Raw genomic sequence first — 18876 nt, 5'->3', positions numbered from 1 at the left:
CTCCAAGGGCTGCGCACCAACCATCCCCACCCTCCGGACCCGCGGCCTTCGCCAGCGCCGGCCTCACGTCGGGTCGGTCGGCAGCGCCTCCAGCTCGAACCGCGCGGTCAGGTCGGGCAGGATCCGGCGCAGCGCGTCCACGGTGCCCTGGCGATTTCCACCGGCGTCGTGCAGCAGCACCACCGAGCCCGGTTCGGCCTGGCTGACCACCGTCGCGGCGATCTTGGTCGCGCCGGGGACCTCCCAGTCCGACGGGTCCACCGACCAGTGCAGCGGGGTCATGCCGAGCTGCTGCGCCACCGACACCACGGGGTAGGTCCAGGCGCCGCCCGGCTGCCGGTACCAGACGATCGGCGCGTCCGGCACCGCCGCCCGGATCGCCTCGTTGGTGCGCAGCAGGTCGGCGCGGATCACGTCCGCCGAGCGGTTGCCCAGGGTGACGTCGTGGTGCCACGAGTGGTTGCACAGGCTGTGCCCGCCGTCCACGATCGCCTGGATCAGGTCGGGGTGGGCCTGGGCGTTCTCGCCCACGACACAGAAGGTCGCCTTGACGTCGAACTCGCGCAGCATGGCGAGCACCTGCGGGGTGTAGCGCGGATCGGGACCGTCGTCGAAGGTCAACGCCAGGCGGGGTGTGCCGGTGCTGGTGTGCGCCCCGAACAGTTGGCCGCCCGTGGAGTCCCGTCCCGTCCCGTCCTGGCCGGCCTCGGTGGGGCTGGCACTGGCACTGGCGGTGGGTGACCCGCTCGGCCCGTCCCCGGTGGGCTGATCGGCGTAGTACGGCCCCTCGGCGTTGGTGTTCACCCCGGTGGCCTGCCGTTGGGGTTGGTCGGGGACGAGGCTGCGGCCCAGCAGGTATGCCGAGCCGAGCAGCGCCGTCACCACCAACACCACGATTCCGGCCGCCCGGACGGTCGGGTTGCCCCGCGTCACGGCTTCCGCTCCGCCGACCGGACAGGCCGGCCCGTCGCCCCCGTGGTTTCTGTGCGCACCGTCGCCCCTTCCGCTAACAAACCCGGCAGTCAGAATAGAACCGACGAGATGCGCAAAAGGGGCATATGGGGAATTCCCCGGACGGGAGGACCGGTCAGACGGGCAGCGGCGCGTGCTCCGCCTCGGGCAGCGACCGCGACGGCGGGACGACGAACTTGTAGCCCACCTGGCGGACCGTGCCGATCATCGACTCGTACTCCGAGCCGAGCTTGGCGCGCAGCCGCCGCACGTGCACGTCGACGGTGCGGGTGCCACCGAAGTAGTCGTAGCCCCAGACCTCACGCAGCAGCTGGTCCCGGGTGAACACCCGACCCGGGTGCTGTGCCAGGAACTTCAACAGCTCGAACTCCTTGTAGGTGAGGTCGAGCGGGCGCCCCTTCAGCTTGGCGGCGTACGTGTCCGGGTCGATGTTCAGCTCGCCGGCCCGGATGGAACCGCCGGCACCGGCGGTCGCGTTGCTCAGCCGGCCCACCGCCAGCCGCAGCCGCGCCTCCACCTCGGCCGGCCCGGCCGAGGCGAGGATGACGTCGTCGACGCCCCAGTCGGCGTTCAACGCGATCAGGCCGGCCTCGGTCACCACCGCGACGAGCGGCACCCCGAGCCCGGTCGCGTGCAGCATCCGGCAGGTCGCCCGTGCCTCGCTCAGCTCCGACCGCGCGTCCACCAGCACCGCGTCGGGGCTGGGCCCGGCGACCAGGGTGCGGACGTCGCGTGGTGCGGTGCGGACCGAATGCGGCAGCAGGTCGAGTGCCGGCAGCACAGCGGACGGTTCCCCTGCGCGTGCGGTCACCAGCAGCAGGATCTCCACGATCACCTCCGTCCCGGCGGCGCATGGCCGCACGCGACCAGACACACTCGTGAGGGGAGTGCGCTGAGAAATTGCGTGGTCCCGGCGTCGCTGACGGGCGGGTAACGCGTTGAGCGTAACCGATCGCCCCGGCTGCGCCCTCAGGCCACTTCCCGTTTGTCTAGCTTGCCCCTGATCGTGGCACAGTTTTTAACGTTGCCGAAACCCTTGACCGCCGCATCGGCGGGTGGGTCTGGCACGATCGGGGCGTGTTTCCCTCCACCTCGCCGGACGCCGGCCGCGAAACGTGGCCCGACGGGCCCCGTCCGGGCCCGGCCGCCCCGACCCGTGGCCAACCGCCCGCGCCGCGCACCGGTCCGGCCGTCGTCGACGGCGAACGTCGTGAGCGGGGTGGTCCGCGCCGTGCCCGCCGCTCCGGCGAGCCCGCCCGTCGCTCCGAGGACGAGATCGACGAGCCGGAGGAGGAGGTCGTACCCCCGGTGGAGGTGCGCCGCCCACTGGCGCTGATCATCGCCGGATTCGCCGCGCTGCTCGGTGTTGGTCTGGTGCTCGGCGCGCAGACGTCGGGCCCGGGCCACCGGTTGCCGTTCGCCTTCATCATCTTCGGCGTCCAGCTGTTGTTCGTGCTCGCCTGGACGATGGCCATGCGCCCGCCCGCCCTGCTGCTGGTCGGCGGGATCAGCGCCGTGGTCGCCGCGCTCGCCGACATCGCCGCCGTGCAGACCGACATCGCCGGCCTGGCTCCGCTGGGCTACCTGGCCGCCGGTGGTTTCCTCGCGGCGGTGCTCGGTCAACTGGTCCGCCGGGTCGACCGGGTCCGGGTCACCGACTCGCTCGGCGCCACGCTGCTCATCGTCGTCGGGGTGGTGGCCTTCGGCACCCTGATCGTGCTCAGCCGCATCCCGGCCGGCACTCAGGCGATCACGGTCTGCCTGACCGCGAGCGGGGTCGCCTTGACCGTCGCCCGGCTCACCGACGCCGTGCTGCCCTGGCCCCGACTGGCCCCGCAGGTGCCCCGGGGCGCCGCCGGCGTCGTCGTGGGCGCCATGGTCGGCACGCTGATCAGCGCGCTTCTCGGCAGCTACCTGGTGGCACCCTTCACGCCGACCCGGGCCGCGGTGATCGGCCTGGTCGCGGCGGTCACCGCCGTGCTCTCCGACCTCGCCGTCGGGTACGCGGAGGCGGGGCGACTGATGGCCGGCGAACCGCCCACCATGTGGGTCGCCCGGCACATGCAGGGTCCGCTGGGCGGCTTCGCCCTGGCCGCGCCGGCCGCGTACGCCATGTGCATGCTCTTCCTCTGAGCCCACGGTTGAGCCCGGAGCCGGTCGGGTACCTACGGGTGCGCCGCTCTGCGGCACCGGTACGAACGCCCCGTCGCTCCGCGGCGGGCGAAGACAGGAGGCGGCGTGGCCCAGGACTATCCGGCGGACGAAACCCGGCCTCGGCGGCGCGGTCGCAAACTGCTCATCGGTCTCGTCATCCTGCTTCTGGTGGTGGCCGGGCTGCTGGTGGTAGCCGACCGGGTGGCGGTCGGGGTGGCCGAGCGGGCGATCGCCGACCGGGTCAGCCAGGAGATCACCAAGCAGGGCGCGCAGTCCGCGGCTCCCGAGGTGCAGGTCGGCGGGACGCCGTTCCTCACGCAGGTGATCGACGGCCGGTACGAGCGGATCTCCATCAAGCTGCGGGACGTGCAGGCCTCGGTCGAGGGTGAAGCCGTACGACTGCCGGTGCTGGACGTCGACGCGCGCAACGTGCGGGCCTCCCTGGACACTCTTCGTTCCGGGCAGGGTGACGTGGTCGCGGACACCGTCAACGGCACCGGCACGATCAGCTACGACAGCCTCGCCGCGTTGCTGGACCGGCCCGGGCTCACCCTCGCGGAGCAGGGCGGCAAGCTCGCCGTCACCGCTCCGGTCGACATCCTCGGCCAGAAGTTCACCGTCGCCGGCACCGCCGACGTCACCGTCGCCAAGAGCGGCGCCGTCGCCCTGCGTTTCAACAACCTGGACGCCGATGGCCTGCCGAACCTGCCGCTGGCCCGCACCCTGCTGAACAACTACGCCAAGGGCATCTCCGTCGACGTGCCGCTGCCCGACCTGCCGTTCCAGCTCGCCGTGCGGGAGGTCCGTCCGTTGCCCGAGGGGCTGGCGGTCACCGCCGACGCGAAGAACGTGCCGATCAACTCGGTCAGCTGACCGCTCGGGCCGCCGGTGGGACGTCGAATCCGGCCGGCGGCCCGCCCGATTCCCGGATGGTGGTCGGCTCGGTGGCAGCCCGGTCACAGGCTGGTAGGCTCCGTCACCATGGGGACTCACCTCACCAAACGGCGCGCGGTCGACCTGTGCCGCGTGGCCACCTGCCTGTGTCGCCCCGTCATCTGACGGCGGGGCTGTCCTCGGCCGCCTGACGGCGGCCACCGGCACGCGGGGTTCTCGTACCCCTCCGGTATCCCATCGAACGCCCGGCAGCGGCGCCGTCGCACGAACCCGTGATCCCGTCCTTCCGCTGGGTCCCGCGCGTGGTGCGACAGAACCACCCATCGATACTCGCGCGTTGGCTCACCATCCATCCTCACCAGGGAGTGATTCGATGAGTCGCGACACCGCACTCGTCTCGGCCGAGTGGGCCGAGAAGAACCTCGACGCCCCGGGCGTCGTCTTCGTCGAGGTCGACGAGGATACGTCGGCCTACGACACCGGCCACATCGCCGGCGCCATCAAGATCGACTGGAAGAACGACCTCCAGGACCAGGTCCGCCGGGACTTCGTCAACAAGAGTCAGTTCGAGGCGCTGCTCTCCGAGCGGGGCATCAGCAACGACGACACCGTCATCCTGTACGGCGGCAACAACAACTGGTTCGCCGCGTACGCCTACTGGTACTTCAAGCTCTACGGCCACGGCGACGTGAAGCTGCTCGACGGCGGTCGCAAGAAGTGGGAGCTGGACGCCCGTCCGCTGGTCACCGACTCGGTGACCCGCCTGGCGACGCAGTACGTCGCGCAGGAGCCGGACACGTCCATCCGGGCCTTCCGCGACGAGGTCGTCGCCGCGATCGGCACCAAGAACCTGGTGGACGTGCGCAGCCCCGACGAGTTCGCCGGTCGACTGCTCGCCCCCGCCCACCTGCCGCAGGAGCAGGCGCAGCGGGCCGGCCACATCCCCACCGCGATCAGCGTGCCGTGGTCCAAGGCGGCGAACGAGGACGGCACCTTCCGGTCCGACGACGAGCTGCGCAAGATCTACGGGGACGCGGGGCTCGACGACGGCAAGGAGACCATCGCGTACTGCCGGATCGGTGAGCGCTCCTCGCACACCTGGTTCGTCCTCCAGGAGCTGTTGGGCCACCGCAACGTCAAGAACTACGACGGTTCGTGGACCGAGTACGGCTCGCTGGTCGGCGTGCCGGTCGCGCTCGGCGACGAGCCCGGGGAGGCCTGATCCGTCATGACTGCTCCCACCGCCGCGGGTTGCGCCGCACCCGACCAGGCCGCCCCGCTGCCGGCCAGCCTGGACCTGGAGAAGGAAACCGTGATCACCGGCATCGTCCGCTCGGCGGCGGATGAGGCCGTGCCGGGCGCGTACGTCCGGCTGCTCGACTCGACGGGTGAGTTCACGGCCGAGGTGGTCACCTCGGCCGCCGGTCAGTTCCGGTTCTTCGCCGCGCCGGGTTCCTGGACCCTGCGGGCGCTGTCCCGGCACGGCAACGGCGACACCGCCGTCACCGCGGGCCGGGGCATCAACGAGGTGTCCGTCACCGTCGCCTGACCCACTGCTCTGATCGACCGGGGCCGGTCACCCGCGCGGGTGACCGGCCCCGGTCGTCTCCGGATGGTTCAGATGCCGGTGGCTTTCGTGCCGCACGAGACCGGGTCGAGGGTGACGTCGACGGTGGTCACGAGGCCCGCCGCGATCCGGGTGCGTCGCACCTGGGGCGCCCAGCTGTCCCGGGCCACGACGACGTCGTAGCGGCCTTTCGGCAGCCACCAGGCGTACCTGCCCCGGGCGTCCGCGGTCAGGGTGTGGCCGGTGGCCCTGCCCCTCGGGTTCACCCTCACCGTGGCGGGCACTCCGACGGTCGCCCCGCCGCAGGTCACACCGGTGATGGTGCCCTGAACCCGGCCCCAGTTCGCCGGCGGTGACACGGTCATCGTGACCGCCACGGTGGGCACCGGGTACGGCGTGTCCGAGGCGATGGCCAGCTCACCGGAGTAGGTGCCCGGTTGGAGGACGCCGGCCGCCGCGGTGGCGCTCAGCGTGACGGTGACCGCCCGGGACCTCCCCGGTGCCAGGGTGAAGCCGCTCGGCGCGATGGACAGCCAGGGCAGGTCCGCCTCGTTGGCGCACAGGTCGAGGCCGTCCAGCCGCTCGCTGTCCGCCGACCCCACGAACGGCGAGGGCGAACCACCGATCTTGTACGCGCCGCAGGCGGCGGCGCCCCGAAACCGTCCGAACTGGACGTTGGGCAGGTCGCGCCAGCGTCCTTCCGCCGGGTCGTACGCGATGGTCCGGTTGGTCACCGCGGTCGACGCCGCGGTGACCCCGCCACTCAGGACCAGCAGGCCGCCGGCGGCCGTGTACTGGGAGCCCCACAGGTCGATCGGCAGGTCCGGCAGGGGACTCCAGGTGTCGGCCGCCGGGTCGTACCGGTAGGCGTCGGTGTGTTCGGTGCTGCTGGTGCCGCCGGCGCAGTACACGGCGCTGCCGATTCCGCCGCAGGAGAGCCAGGCGACCGGGTGCGGGTAGGCCGCGCCGGTGCGGAACGTGCCGGTCGCCGGGTCGAACACGACCAGCCGGTCGGAGTCGGTGCAGTCGTTGTCGAGGCATCCGCCGACCAGGTAGACCTTCCCTCCGACCACGGCCTGCCCGGCCGCGGCTGCCGGGAACGGGTTGGTCGCCCCGGCCACCGTGCTCCAGGTGCCGGCGCCCGGGTCGAACACGTCCACCGAGGCGACCGTGAGGTCGTCTGCGCCCCAGCCGCCCAGTACGTACAGCTTCCCGCCCACCGCCGCCGCGACCGGCTTGGACCGGGCGCTCGGCAGGTCGGGCAGCGTGGTCCAGGCGTCGGTCGCGGGGTCGTACCGCCAGGCTTTGCGCTCCAGGCCGGAGCCGCCGCCACCGCCCACCGAGTAGACCGTGCCGTCCAGGTTGGCCGCCGCGTTGTCGAAGACCGCCGCCGGCAGGTCGGCGATCCCGGCCCAGGCGTCCTGGGCGTGTGGCGCGACGTCGGTGCCCGCCCCGCCGTACGCGGTGCCGGTGCGGGCCTTGCTGATTCCCTTCATCTTCTGTTCCCGCAGCGGCGCACCGGCCCGGGACAGCAGGTCGAACCGTCCGTTGCGCTCGACCAGGTTGACGGTGGCCGGCGCGGTGCCGGTGTTGCGTACGGTCAGCTTCGTGCTCCGGGTACGGCCGTAGCGCTGGTACGACTCGATGTCGGTCGTGGTGACGGTGAGTCGGCCGGCGGCCAGCGCGAGGTCCGCCCGGCGGGCGCCGTCCGCCGCGATGGTCGCCGTCCTCGTCACCGTCCGGTACGGGGATCGGCCGGCGGTGAACCGGTGTGCCCCGGTCAGGCCGGAGAATAGCCAGTAGAAGCCGTCCGACAGGGTCGGGTCCTCCGGTGTGGCCGCGGAGACCCCTCGGTCCTGCGGCCGTTCGACGCTGGCGACGGTGACGCCGTTGAGCGGGGCGCGGGTGTTGCGGTCGGTGGTCACGCCGAGCAGCAGCCCTCCGGGTGTCGGCGCGCAGTCACGGTTGACGAGCTGTACGTCGTCCACCTCCCACCACCAGGCGTACGTGCCCTGGAAGCGGAACCGGACCTGGACGCGGTCGGCGCCGGCGGCCGGGTCCAGGGGCACCTCCTCGGTCCGTGGCCCGCGCCGGCTGTCGGTCTGGTGCCAGACGGTGGTCCAGTTGGCACCGCCGTCGGTGGAGACGTCCACGTCGGCCGTGTCGGTGACGCCGACCGCCCGCCGGTCGCTGCGGAAGCGCAGCACCGGTGCCGGTGCCGCGCTCAGGTCGACCGTGGGGCTGATCAGGTTGGTGTCCTGGGTGCTGTCGGAGCCGAGCCGGTCGCTGTCGACGATCGCGAAGGTGCCGCTGCCGCCGGTGAGGTTGCCCCGTTCCCCGGGGTCGGTGAAGGTCCAGCCGCCGTCGCCGGTGCGGTCGCGCACCGTCCAGCCGGCCGGCGTACCGGCTGCGTCGAAGCCTTCGTTCAGCAGAGGAGTGGCGAAGCTGCCGCTGTAACCGGCTGCCGTGCAGGCCGGCTCGACCGGCACCGCGATGTCCGCCGTCACCGGCCCTGTGCCGGCCACCACCTCCCGGGTGAGGGTGCGGTAGCCGGGGTATCGGGCGGCCACGGTGAGCCGGTAGGTGGCGTTGCCCGCGACGGTGAGCGAGTACCGCCCGGTGGTCGGGTCGGTGAAGATCGGTGCGCCGGGTCGCCCCTCGACGTCGATGCGGGCGTACAGCGGCCAGCCGTGTCCCGAACCGTCGGTGACTCGACCGCGCACGGTGACCAACGGGCTCGCCACCAGGGCGAAGTCGTGGGTGACCGTGCCGCCCTCGGTGACGGTGACGGTGGCCGACTGCCGGGCGTACCCGTAGGCGTCGACGGTGACGGTGGTCTCGCCGGCCGGCACGGCGAGCGTGTACCGGCCGTCCGCGCCGGTGGTGACGCTGCGGGTGCCGTCGCCGACGGTCGCGCCCGCGACCGGTTCGCCGGCCGCCGTCACTGTTCCGACGACCCGTCCGGCCGGCCCACGCGGCGCGGACCGCACCGCCTCGTACGCGTCCAGCCGGCCCTCGCCGAAGACGTTGTTGTCGGCGGCGGTGCCCCCGCAGGTGGTGGCGTCGACGTCGCGGGCGGTCCGGTCCAGCAGCTCCTCGGTGGCGGCGATGTCCCCCTTGAGGGTCGGTGCCGCCGACCAGACGAGCGCGACCGTGCCGGAGACGTGCGGGGCGGCCATCGAGGTGCCGCTGAAGGCGGCGTAGGCGTTGCCGGGGACACTGGAGCGCACGTCACTGCCGGGGGCGGCGACGTTCGGCTTGTAGGCGTGCGGGTCGGTGGCGTCGCCCCGGCCGGAGAAGTCCGAGATGGCGTTCTGCACGTCGTACGAGCCGACGGCGTACGCGTCGGCGTTGTCGCCGGGGGAGCTGGCGCTGCCGCAGTCCGGGCCGTCGTTGCCGGAGGAGAAGACCGGGAACATCCCGGCCGCCCGCCAGGCCGCGATGGTCTGCTGGAACCACGGGTCGCCGCCGGCGCCTCCCCAGGAGTTGTTCACGACGTCGGGGCGCAGGTCCGGGCGGGGGTTCTGCCCGTTCAGGTCGGTCGGGGCCAGCACCCACTGACCGGCGGCGAGCAGCGAGGCGTCCGAGCAGTCGGTGTCCTCGCAACCCTTCGCGGCGATCCATTTCGCGCCGGGGGCGACGCCGATCTGGTTGCCGGCGCCGTCGTCGCCGACCATCGTCCCCATCGTGTGGGTGCCGTGGCTGTTGTTGTCGCAGGGCGCGGCGTTCGGGCAGACGTGGGCCGGGTCGTACCAGTTGTGATTGTGGTCGACGGAGCCGCCGCCAAGATTCCCCCGGTACGCCCCGACCAGCGCCGGGTGGTCGTACTGGACGCCGCTGTCGATGTTGGCGACCACCACGCCCTCGCCGCGGTCGCCGAACTCGTTCCACACCTGCGGCGCGTTGATGTTGCTGAGGCCCCACTCGGCGCCGGCGGCACTGGCACGGCTGCCGGCGGTCGGCTTCGGACGCACCAGCGGGTAGCTGCGGCTGGGTTCGATCCGGGCCACCTCGGGTCGCTTGGCGATCTCGTCGGCCAGCGCCCGGTCGCCGGTCACCCGTACGGCGTTGGCGATCCAGTAGGCGGTGTGCGGCGCCTTGCGGGCCGCCAGCAGCGAGCGCAGCCCCTGCTGGGTGCGTTCGGCGGTCGTGGTGAGCAGCCGGTGCACCTCCCGGGCCCGGTCGTCGGGGTCGCGCAGCCTGGTGGTTCGCGCCACCGGTGCGGTGTCCCGCAGGTAGACCAGGAAACTTCCGCTGCCCGTCGCGCCGAGCTGACTGAGCAGGCGTTGGTCCACGCTGGCTCGGGCGGGCGCCGGTTGGGGACGGGCGGCGACCACGGGTTGGGCGGTGACGCCCAGCCCGACCGCGGTGCACGCCAGTGCCGCCCGCCAGAGGGCGGTCCTTGTGGCTGATGCTCGGAACACTCTTCCTCCCCACGTCAGGAATCCCGACGGTTCGGGACCCGTGCGCGCACCGCGCGTCGACCCGGTGCTGAATGGTTAACGCCGGTCGGTGCATGGTCAGTGACGAAACGCGATCCCAAGCCGAGCGTGGACCCCGAAATCCATCGGCATGCGCCACTATCAACGGGTGGAATTTCCGGGTGGAGGCGGCGTCTCCGGAGCAGAGGTCCCGATCGTCGTCTGCGTCAGCGCGGACGTCTCGGTGCGGGAGCGGGTGGTCCGCCAACTCGGCGGTGTCGGCCCGGTGGTGAGCTGCGCCGACCTGACCGAGCTGCGCACGCTGCTGTTCCCCGCAGCCCCGCCCGGCCACCCGGCCCCGCCCGCCGCGACGATCGTCCCGCCGGTGGTGCCGCAGGGGCCGGTCAGCTGGGGTGAGCTGGTCGTCGACCGCGCCGCGGACCTGGTCACCTGGTGTGGTGACCCGCTCCCGCTCACCCGCACCGAACGGGAGTTGCTGGCCCGTCTGATCGGGCCGCCGCTGGTGGTGTGGAGCTACGAACAGCTCTTCGCTTCCGTGTGGAGCGGCACGTACCCGGGCGACGGCGCGATCCTGCACTCCGCGATCAGGCGACTGCGGCACAAGCTGCGGAGCCTGCCGGGTGGGCCGAGGGTGCACACCGTGCGGGGCGTCGGCTACCGGCTCGACCCGCCGCCCCGACCGACCTGACCGCAGGCCCGCCGACCGGTTCCCGACCGCCGCCTCCGCCGCCGGGCCGGAGGACCGCCCGTGACACCATGGCCGGGTGAGCGGTGCTGTGCGGACGGGGTGGGTTCCGTCGACCGGTCCCGCCGCGCCGGCACCCGCACGGCGTCGGCGGCGCTGGCTGCTGGTCGCGACCGTGCTCTGGGCCGTGCTGCTGGCCGCGCTCACCTGGACGTCGGTCCGCCACGATCCGCCCACCGTGCGGGAGCAGCGCAGCCTGGACCAGGCCGGCCCGGTGGTCGACCGCGCGGTCGGCGAGCTGGCCCGGGCGGCCGGCGCGGCCGGACTGCTGGAGCTCGGCCCGGCGCGTATCGCGGCGGGCTGCCGGGTCACCCCGTTCGCCGACGGTGCCCGGCTGCGCCGTGAGGTAGGTGTCCTCGCACTCGACGGCACCGAACGGTCCGTACTGGCCGGGCTCGCCGAGCGACTGCCGGCGAGCTGGCGGGCCGGGGTCGGTTCCGGTCTGAACGGCCCGGAGCTGCGGGCCGACGCCGGGGAGTTCGTCGCCGTGCAGGGTCGACCGACCGGGGACGGCCGGATCCGGCTGACCGTCGACACCGGCTGCCGGCCGGTCGGCGCGGGTTACACCGCACCGCCGGCCACCGGTGACGCCGGTGCCGTCGCCGCCCTGACCGCCGCGCTGCGCGCACTCGACCGGCCGGCCGAGGCCGCGCCGGAGCTGATCACCGCGCCCTGCCCGGGTGGCGCGCTGGCCCGAACCGCACGCTCCGCCGCCGGCCCGGCCACCCCGGCGGCCGCGCTCGCCCCGCTGGCCGGCGGCATCCCACTGCTGGACAACCCCCCGGTGTACGCGTACCGCGCCGGGACGGTCAACGTGCTGGCCGACCTCACCCCGGACGCGTCCCGGCTGACGGCCACCGTCGGCTGCCCCGACTGATCCGGGCTCAGCCGTCCCGCCCGTCCTGCGGACCACGGCTGCGCCCCAGCGCGTCGACCCGGCCCCAGCGACCCGGAATGTCCAGCAGCTCGATCCGACCCATGCCCGACGGCACCGCCGGATCGATGATCAGGTGCTCGCCCTGCGGCTCCAACCCCAGCATCACCCGCAGCAGCAGCAACGGGGTGCCCGCCGACCAGGCCTGCGGGCTGCACGCCGTCGGATACTCCACCGGGTATTCGGTGAGGGTGCGGGCGTACCCGGCGAACGCCTCCGGCAGCCGCCCGTCGAAGTAGCGGGACGCGGCCAGCATCGCGTCGCAGATCAGCCCGGCCTCCTCCCGGAATCCGTACCGCCGCGACCGCCTGGGCCTCCCCGACGATCAGCCGGTCGAACAACTCCGTGCTGCTGTACCAGATGGCGTCGGCCGGTCCCCGGCTTCGGTTGACCTCCACCGACCCCGGTCGCATCCGGATTCGCCAGTGCTCGGTCTGGTTCTCGGTGCCCAGGTCGATCTGGAGGGTTCCGTCGGCCAGGCCGCGCAGGACGCCGGGGGCGCGGACCGGCAGTGATTCGAAGAACCTCTCCGTCGCCTCGGTCACATCCGAATCGTAGGCAGCTGTCCGGGTTGTCGGGTCGGTATCCGCACTCCGCCCGTGGCGGCCGGCCGTGCCGCCGCGGAGGTCAGTAGACGAGTGCCTGCGTGCCCTCGGCCAACGCCTCCTCGACGAAGGCCGCGGCGCCCGCGATCCGTACCCCCGGCAGGACGTCGTCCGGGCCGATGTCCCGGCGGGCCGCGCACTGGGTGCAGGCGGTCACCCGACCGCTGGTCAGGACGATGTGCAGCAGTTCGGCCAGCGGCGCGGAGTGCGGCAGCTCGAACTCCTGGGCGCGGCCGGGCAGTGCGAACCAGGTCGACTCCCCGGTCAGCCAGAGCGACACGTCGGCGCCGGCCGCGACCGCCGTCGCGGCGACCGTGAACGCCTGCGCGCACCGCTCCGGGGCGTCCGCCCCCGCGGTGGCCTTGACGACGAGATTGCGGGCCATGTGGCCCAGCATAGGATGGTCGGGATGGTTACCGAGATCGGGTTCGTCAGCCTGCTGGTCGCCGGCCTGGGCGGGCTCGCCGGTGGCCTGGTCTACCTTGCCGTACGCATATCGAGAGGACGTTGGTGAGCGCGAGGAGTGAGCCGGGGTTGCGAGCCCCGCAGTCGCGAACGAAGGTTGCCCTGTGAGCGAGGACAACCCGCTGCAGCCACCGTGGCTGAACGCGCCGCCCGTCGAGGAGTACCCGTACGAGGAGAGCTACGACCTGCGGGTCGGGCCGAAGCTGCACCCCGCGTTGGACGGCCTGCTGCCCTACATCGGTCTGTGGCGTGGCCGGGGCAAGGGTGGTTTCCCCACCATCGAGGACTTCGACTACGCGCAGGAGATCCGGATCAGCCACGACGGCCGACCGTTCCTGCACTACGAGTCCCGTGCCTGGATTCTCGACGAGCAGAGCCGGCCGGTCCGCCCCGCCGGGCGGGAGGTCGGCTGGTGGCGGCCGGTCCTGGTGGACGGCCGGGCCACCGACGAGCTGGAGGCCCTGCTGACCACGCCGACCGGCGTGATGGAGCTGCACCTTGGCAAGCGCACCGGCACCCAGGTCGAGTTCGCCACCGACGCGGTCGTCCGGACGCCGACCGCCAAGGAGGTCACCGCCGGGCACCGACTGTTCGGCATCGTCGAGGGTGCGTTGCTGTACGCCCAGGAGATGGCGGCGATGGGGCACGGGCTCAGCCCGCACCTGTCCGCCCGGCTCATCCGGGTCGGCGGCTGACCGTCAGCCGACGGGAAAGCCCAGCACGGCGTGCAGGGCGGGGGTGCGCGGGCAGTGGTCCCGACGCACCCCGTCCAGCATCCGGACCTCGGTGAGCCCACGGACCGACGAACTGAACCAGACCCCGTCCGCGGCGTGCAGCTCCGCCGGCGTGACCATCCGTTCGGCGGCGCTCAGGCCCAGCTCGTCGGCGTGGGCGAGCAGCCAGGCCACGGTCGTGCCGGGCAGGATGCCGGTGGTGGCGGCCGGCACCGTGCAGAGCGTGTCCCCGGTGAGCCACACCACGTTGGCGGTGGGCCCTTCCAGGGCGTACCCGTCGGAGGAGACCCAGAGCACGTCGTCCACCCCGGCCCGCTGTGCCCAGCGGCGGGCGGCGCTGTTGACCGCGTACGAGGTGGACTTGATGCCGGCCGGCAACCAGTCCAGTCCGGTACGCGCGTCGGCGGGCACCCCCAGCGGCAGGACGGCCACGGTGATCCCGTTCCGCCGCGCCGCCCGGGACGACGCCGGCACCTCGGTCAGCGTGGCGTAGACGGTCGGTGCCCCACCGGCCTCCGAGCCCCGGGTGCAGACCAGCCGCAGCGCACCCTCGATCTGGGCGGGCCAGCCCGCGCGGACCGTGTCGAGCAGGTCGATCAGCGTGTCGGTGGGGGGTAGCTCCAGGTCGACGGCCGCGGCCGCCGTGGTCAGCCGGGCCAGGTGCTCGTCGCGCAGCCACGGCCGGCCCTGACGCAGGTGCATGGACTCGAAGAGCCCGTCGCCGCGCAGGACGCCCAGGTCGTCGCCGCGGAGCACCGGCTCGTCGACCGGGATCAGGCCCCGCCCGAGCACGGCGATCCGTGCGGCCGGGACCGTGCCAGCGGAGGAGGTCACCATGACCGTGCAGCGTAGCGGCGCGCAGGGGGGTGGCGCGATCGGCGAACTATGATCGGACGGTGTCCGAATCCTCCCTCGCGGAAATGCTCCGGGCCCGTGGGCTGCGGCTGACAGCCCAGCGGCAGCTCGTCCTCCAGGCGGTGCTCGATCTGGGCCACGCCACACCGGAGCAGGTGCACACCGCTGTCCGGGAGGTCGCCGCCGGCGTCAACATCACCACCATCTACCGCACGCTGGAGCTGCTGGAACGGCTCGGCCTGGTGACCCACACCCATCTCTCCCACGGCTCGCCGACCTATCACGCGGCGGGTGAGCACCAACACGTCCACCTGGTCTGCCGGGAGTGCGGCGCGATCGACGAGGTCGATCCGGAGCTGTTCCGTCCGCTCAGCGACGAGTTGGCCGCCCAGCGGGGTTTCCGGGTGGACATCGGGCACGTGTCACTCTTCGGCGTCTGCGCACGCTGCGAGAACGGGGACCACAAATGATCGACATCGCGGGTGCGGTGGCCGTCGAGAGCATCGACGAGGCCAGCCGCGACCAGCCCGATCCGGCGCACGTCGCGGCCGGGGTGCGGGGGGTCGCCGCGCACTATGGCGACCCGCTGCGCGAGCAGCGCACCCTGGACACCGAGGTCGGACTCGTCGACCGGTCGCACCGGGGCGTCATCGCGGTGCCCGGGGAGGACCGCGCCGGCTGGCTGCACACGATCACTTCGCAGCACCTGACGGCGCTGGCCGCCGGTGACGGCACCGAGTTGCTGGTGCTGTCCCCGCACGGGCACGTCGAGCAGCACGCCCTGGTCGCCGAGGACGGCGAGACCGCCTGGCTGGACACCGAGCCCGGCGCGACCGAGGGCCTGTTGACCTACCTGGAGAAGATGCGGTTCTTCAGCAAGGTCGACCCGCGCGACGCCACCGCCGAGCGGGCGCTGCTGTCGCTGGTCGGCCCCGCGGCCACGGAGGCGCTGGGCACGCTCGGGGTGACCGGGCTGGCCGAACCGGACCTGGTCGCGGTGCCCGGTCCGAAGTTCGCCGCCGGCGCCGTCCCACCGCGGGCGAGCGTTCGGTACGACGTACGACCGCTGCCCGTCGGCGGCTGGGCCCGGCGCTGGCCGCTCGGCGTGGACCTGCTGGTGCCCCGCTCGGCGATGGACCAGGTGGTGGCGGAGCTGCGAGGCGCGGGCGTGCCGGTGGCGGGCCTGTGGGCGTACGAGGCGATCCGGGTGGCCGCCCGCCGGCCCCGGGTCGGGGTGGACACCGACCACCGGACCATCCCGGCCGAGGTGGATCTGATCGGCCCTGCCGTGCACCTGGACAAGGGCTGCTACCGGGGTCAGGAGACGGTGGCCCGGGTGCACAACATGGGCCGGCCGCCGCGTCGCCTCGTACTGCTGCATCTGGACGGGGTGACCACCGACCAGCCGCCGACCGCCGGTACGCCGGTGACCCTCGACGGCCGGACGGTGGGCTTCGTCGGCACCGCCGTGCTGCACCACGAGTTGGGCCAGGTTGCCCTCGCCGTGCTGAAGCGGAACGTTCCGGACGACGCCGCCCTGCGGATCGGCGAGACGGCGGCGGCGATCGACCCGTCCTGACCCGGCCGTCTAGGATCGCCGGCATGACGACAGGGACGTTGATCACGGTGGCCCCGACCGGGGCGGAGTCGGCCAAGGCGGAGGTGCCGGCCCTGCCGGTGACCCTCGACGAGCTGCTGCGCACCGCCAAGGAGTGCGAGGCGCTCGGTGCCGCCGTGATCCACGTCCACATCCGTGACGACGCGGCACGGCCCACCCTCGACCCGGCACGCCTGGCCGAGACGGTGGCGGCGTTGCGGGAGACCACCGACCTGATCGTGCAGCTGTCCAGCGGCGGCGCGGTGACCGACCCGGAGTCCGCCCGACTCGCGGTGCTCGACGCCCGACCGGACATGGCCTCGTGCACGATGGGCACGGTCAACTTCGGTGAGGACGTCTTCCTCAACCGGTGGGAGTTCATCGTCGACCTGCACGGCCGTATGCAGGACCGGGGGATCGTGCCGGAGTACGAGATCTTCGACCTCGGCCACCTTTCCGCGTTGCAGCGGCTGCTCGGCAGGTACGGACTGCCGGCCGGCGGGCACGTGCACGTCGACTTCGTGATGGGTGTGCCGGGCGGCATGCCGGGCACCACCGAGACGTTGGTCGCGGCTCACCGGATGCTGCGGGACCTGCCGGAGGGCACCACTTTCTCGGCCACCGGCATCGGTCGCAGCACCATCCCGGTCATGCTGGCCGCACTGTCGACCGGTGGGCACCTGCGCGTCGGCATGGAGGACACGGTGACGTACGCGAAGGGGCGCCCGGTGGAGTCCAACATGCAACTGGTCGCCCGCGCGGTCGGCTTCGCGCAGCTCGCCCAGCGCCCACCGCTGACCACCACCGAGGCCCGCGAGCTGCTCGGACTGTAAGGACGCGGCCGTCCCGCGCCCCTGTCACCCGGGCGGTGGACGTCCTGGTCACCCCGCCGCCGGTGCCCCCAGAAGCGTCGGTACCGTCCAGCACGTGGTAAAGACGTACGAGGGCGGCGCGCCGCTCGCCGAGGTGGTCCGGTCCGGGTTCGTGGAGGGCGTGCATCGCGGCTCGGCGGTGGTGCTGGACGCCGCCGGTGTGCCGGTGGCCGTCGCCGGGGACGTGGCCTCTCCGGTCTTTCCCCGTTCGGCCAGCAAGCCGATGCAGACGATCGGGATGCTCCGTGCCGGCCTGCCGCTGACCGACCCGGCCGATCTGGCGCTGGTGTCGGCGAGCCACGCGGGCGAGGACTTCCATCTGGCCCGGGTCGGCGCGCTGCTGGACCGGGCCGGGCTCGATGCCGCGGCCCTGCACTGTCCGCCCGATCTGCCGGTGGGCGCGGCGGCCCGGGAGGCGGTCCTGCGCGCCGGTGGCGGCCCGAGCAGGGTGCAGATGAACTGTTCCGGCAAGCACAGCGGGATGCTGCTGACCTGCCAGGCCGCCGGGTGGCCGCTGGACGGCTACTGGCGACCGGAGCACCCGTTGCAGCAGGGGTTGCGGGCCGCCATCGAGGAGTTCACCGGCGAGCAGGCGGCGGCGGTGGGGGTGGACGGCTGTGGCGCCCCGGTGCTCGCGGTGTCGCTGACCGGCCTGGCCGGGGCGTACCTGCGGCTGGTCGAGGCCGAGCCCGGCTCGACGCCTCGCGCGGTCGCCGACGCGATGCGTGCGCACCCGGAGATCGTCGGCGGCACCCGTGCCGATGACACCAGGTTGATGCGCGGCGTCCCGGGCCTGCTGGCGAAGATCGGCGCCGAGGGTGTGATCGCGGTCGGGCTGCCGGGTGTCGGCGCCGTCGCACTGAAGATCGACGACGGCGCCGACCGCGCCCGGATGCCGGTGTTGGTCTCCGCGCTACGCCGGCTCGGCGTGGACGCCCCGGTGCTGACCGAGTACGCCGAGGTGCCGCTCTTCGGCGGCGGGGTGCCGGTGGGCGCGGTCCGTCCGCTCTGGTAAACCGTGTCGCGGCGTGGCTGGCCCGGCGGCCTGAGGCCGCTGGCTGGTGGCGGAGCCGGCTGGATGGGGCCCGGCGGCCTGCCGGGTGGCCCACTCGTCATGACGGTGATGCCTCAGAGTCATCAATATGACTCTGAGGCATCAGGCTCGTCCGACCGCCGACCGCCGACCGCCGACCGCCGACCGCCGACCGCCGACCGCCGACCGCCGACCGGGGGTCGATCAGGCCAGGAAGTCGAGCAGGGCGGCGTTGACCGGCTCGGGGCGCTCCAGCGGCAGCAGGTGCGCGGCGTCCGGCACGTCGGGCAGTCGTACCGCGTTGGGCGCCTCGGCGGCGATCCGGTCGGCGAGCCGGCTGATGTCCGGCACGTCGGCGGCGCCGGCGGTGACCAGGACGGGCATCCGCAGTTCGCCGAGGCGGCCGATCGCCGGCGGCGACAGTTCGCCCACCTCGACCGCGCCGAGCGCCAGCTCGGCGGCGAGCGCCCGCTGGTCCATCTCCTGCGCGAACGCGATCAGCTCGGGGTCGACGTCGGCCGGCTGGCGGCCCGGACCGACCACCCAGAACCGCACCTCACCGGCGGCCCCGGCGACGAAATCGTCCGGGTCGACCTCGCCGACCAGGCTGTCCCAGAGGTCGTTCGCCTCGTCGGACCACTCGTTGCCGGAGACCGCCGTGTCGAACAGCGCGAGCGCGCTCACCCGGTCCGGGTGGGCCAGCGCGGTGTCGATGGCCACCGATCCACCGAACGAGCAGCCGACCAGGGCGGCCCGGGGCAGGTCGAGCGCGTCCAGCAGGCCGGCCACGTCGTCGTGGTGCGCGAACGGCGTCGGGGGCAGCTCGGAGTCGCCGTAACCGCGCAGGTCCGGAACGATCACCCGGTGCCGGGCGGCGAGCGCCGGGACCTGTCCGCGCCACATCCGGCGGTCGGTGATGCCGGCGTGCAGCAGGACGACCGGCGAACCGGTGCCGACCTCGTCGTACGCGATGGCTGATCCATTGACTGTGATCTTGTGCACGGAGG

Annotated in this window: 19 protein-coding genes and 1 pseudogene; 13 read left to right on the top strand and 7 right to left on the bottom strand. The window is 73.2% G+C overall.

The annotated features are described in order from the left end of the window. Nucleotides 1-63 precede the first annotated feature (63 nt). Nucleotides 64-933, bottom strand: a complete 870-nt coding sequence (locus F8271_RS05325) for a polysaccharide deacetylase family protein (RefSeq protein ID WP_151488525.1) — start codon at nucleotides 931-933, stop codon at nucleotides 64-66. 154 nt (nucleotides 934-1087) lie between these two features. Further along, entirely contained in the window at nucleotides 1088-1807 is a 720-nt protein-coding gene (locus F8271_RS05320) for a response regulator transcription factor (RefSeq protein WP_192580148.1), read from the bottom strand. A gap of 242 nt (nucleotides 1808-2049) precedes the next feature. Here F8271_RS05320 and F8271_RS05315 point away from each other — a divergent pair, with 242 nt between their 5' ends. From F8271_RS05315 to F8271_RS05300, 5 genes are all read left to right on the top strand, one after another. After that, nucleotides 2050-3105, top strand: a complete 1056-nt coding sequence (locus F8271_RS05315; protein ID WP_151488523.1) for a hypothetical protein — start codon at nucleotides 2050-2052, stop codon at nucleotides 3103-3105. Nucleotides 3106-3210: 105 nt separating this feature from the next. Then, nucleotides 3211-3999: a DUF2993 domain-containing protein gene (locus F8271_RS05310; RefSeq protein ID WP_151488522.1), complete on the top strand. Its 789-nt coding sequence runs from the start codon at nucleotides 3211-3213 to the stop codon at nucleotides 3997-3999. A 108-nt stretch (nucleotides 4000-4107) separates the two neighbouring features. Further along, nucleotides 4108-4185, top strand: a complete 78-nt coding sequence (locus F8271_RS34090; RefSeq protein ID WP_310503780.1) for an Ms5788A family Cys-rich leader peptide — start codon at nucleotides 4108-4110, stop codon at nucleotides 4183-4185. Nucleotides 4186-4393: 208 nt separating this feature from the next. Continuing rightward, nucleotides 4394-5242, top strand: coding sequence for a sulfurtransferase (locus F8271_RS05305; protein ID WP_151488521.1), 849 nt, complete (start codon nucleotides 4394-4396; stop codon nucleotides 5240-5242). 6 nt (nucleotides 5243-5248) lie between these two features. Next, the gene (locus tag F8271_RS05300; protein ID WP_151488520.1) at nucleotides 5249-5569 is read left to right on the top strand and encodes a DUF1416 domain-containing protein; all 321 of its coding nucleotides are present in this window, start codon (nucleotides 5249-5251) and stop codon (nucleotides 5567-5569) included. A gap of 68 nt (nucleotides 5570-5637) precedes the next feature. Here F8271_RS05300 and F8271_RS05295 read toward each other — a convergent pair whose 3' ends face one another. After that, a complete protein-coding gene (locus F8271_RS05295; RefSeq protein WP_151488519.1) occupies nucleotides 5638-10011 on the bottom strand; it encodes a S8 family serine peptidase in 4374 nt (1457 codons plus the stop codon). Between the two features lie 148 nt (nucleotides 10012-10159). On the opposite strand from F8271_RS05295, the gene F8271_RS05290 reads away from it, so the two are divergent. Together F8271_RS05290 and F8271_RS05285 are read left to right on the top strand one after the other, a co-directional pair. Continuing rightward, nucleotides 10160-10717 carry a winged helix-turn-helix domain-containing protein gene (locus F8271_RS05290; RefSeq protein WP_151488518.1) on the top strand — a complete coding sequence of 186 codons (558 nt, stop codon included), beginning with the start codon at nucleotides 10160-10162 and terminating at the stop codon, nucleotides 10715-10717. 76 nt (nucleotides 10718-10793) lie between these two features. Continuing rightward, a complete protein-coding gene (locus F8271_RS05285; RefSeq protein WP_151488517.1) occupies nucleotides 10794-11651 on the top strand; it encodes a hypothetical protein in 858 nt (285 codons plus the stop codon). Between the two features lie 7 nt (nucleotides 11652-11658). Here F8271_RS05285 and F8271_RS05280 read toward each other — a convergent pair. Then, a pseudogene (locus F8271_RS05280) lies at nucleotides 11659-12009 on the bottom strand (amylo-alpha-1,6-glucosidase); the annotation flags it as partial. A 326-nt stretch (nucleotides 12010-12335) separates the two neighbouring features. Then, nucleotides 12336-12710, bottom strand: coding sequence for a DsrE family protein (locus F8271_RS05270; protein WP_151488516.1), 375 nt, complete (start codon nucleotides 12708-12710; stop codon nucleotides 12336-12338). 12 nt (nucleotides 12711-12722) lie between these two features. On the opposite strand from F8271_RS05270, the gene mtfM reads away from it, so the two are divergent. Together mtfM and F8271_RS05265 are read left to right on the top strand one after the other, a co-directional pair. Continuing rightward, entirely contained in the window at nucleotides 12723-12827 is a 105-nt protein-coding gene (gene mtfM / locus F8271_RS33970; protein ID WP_030327764.1) for a small membrane protein MtfM, read from the top strand. 55 nt (nucleotides 12828-12882) lie between these two features. Beyond that, a complete protein-coding gene (locus tag F8271_RS05265; protein WP_151488515.1) occupies nucleotides 12883-13473 on the top strand; it encodes an FABP family protein in 591 nt (196 codons plus the stop codon). A gap of 3 nt (nucleotides 13474-13476) precedes the next feature. Here F8271_RS05265 and F8271_RS05260 read toward each other — a convergent pair whose 3' ends face one another. Next, nucleotides 13477-14349 (bottom strand): aminotransferase class IV, encoded by an 873-nt coding sequence (locus F8271_RS05260; RefSeq protein ID WP_151488514.1) that lies wholly within the window; start codon nucleotides 14347-14349, stop codon nucleotides 13477-13479. A gap of 83 nt (nucleotides 14350-14432) precedes the next feature. Between F8271_RS05260 and F8271_RS05255 the strand changes: the two genes are divergently transcribed. The 4 genes from F8271_RS05255 (at nucleotide 14433) to F8271_RS05240 (ending at nucleotide 17851) form a co-directional block, all read left to right on the top strand. Next, entirely contained in the window at nucleotides 14433-14837 is a 405-nt protein-coding gene (locus F8271_RS05255) for a Fur family transcriptional regulator (RefSeq protein ID WP_151488543.1), read from the top strand. Beyond that, complete coding sequence (locus F8271_RS05250) at nucleotides 14834-15946, top strand: folate-binding protein YgfZ (RefSeq protein WP_151488513.1); 1113 nt, start codon at nucleotides 14834-14836, stop codon at nucleotides 15944-15946. The genes F8271_RS05255 and F8271_RS05250 overlap by 4 nt, the downstream gene beginning before the upstream one ends. A 23-nt stretch (nucleotides 15947-15969) precedes the next feature. Beyond that, the gene (locus tag F8271_RS05245) at nucleotides 15970-16797 is read left to right on the top strand and encodes a 3-keto-5-aminohexanoate cleavage protein (RefSeq protein WP_151488512.1); all 828 of its coding nucleotides are present in this window, start codon (nucleotides 15970-15972) and stop codon (nucleotides 16795-16797) included. 94 nt (nucleotides 16798-16891) lie between these two features. After that, nucleotides 16892-17851 (top strand): asparaginase, encoded by a 960-nt coding sequence (locus F8271_RS05240; protein ID WP_151488511.1) that lies wholly within the window; start codon nucleotides 16892-16894, stop codon nucleotides 17849-17851. Nucleotides 17852-18073: 222 nt separating this feature from the next. On the opposite strand, the gene F8271_RS05235 is transcribed toward F8271_RS05240, so the two are convergent. Beyond that, nucleotides 18074-18871, bottom strand: coding sequence for an alpha/beta fold hydrolase (locus F8271_RS05235; RefSeq protein ID WP_151488510.1), 798 nt, complete (start codon nucleotides 18869-18871; stop codon nucleotides 18074-18076). Nucleotides 18872-18876: the final 5 nt, after the last annotated feature.

Origin of the sequence: Micromonospora sp. ALFpr18c, from assembly GCF_008868155.1 — a bacterium.
Lineage (GTDB): Bacteria > Actinomycetota > Actinomycetes > Mycobacteriales > Micromonosporaceae > Micromonospora.
Note: the sequence above shows the minus strand (reverse complement) of the source record. Positions and strands in the feature narration are given on the sequence as shown.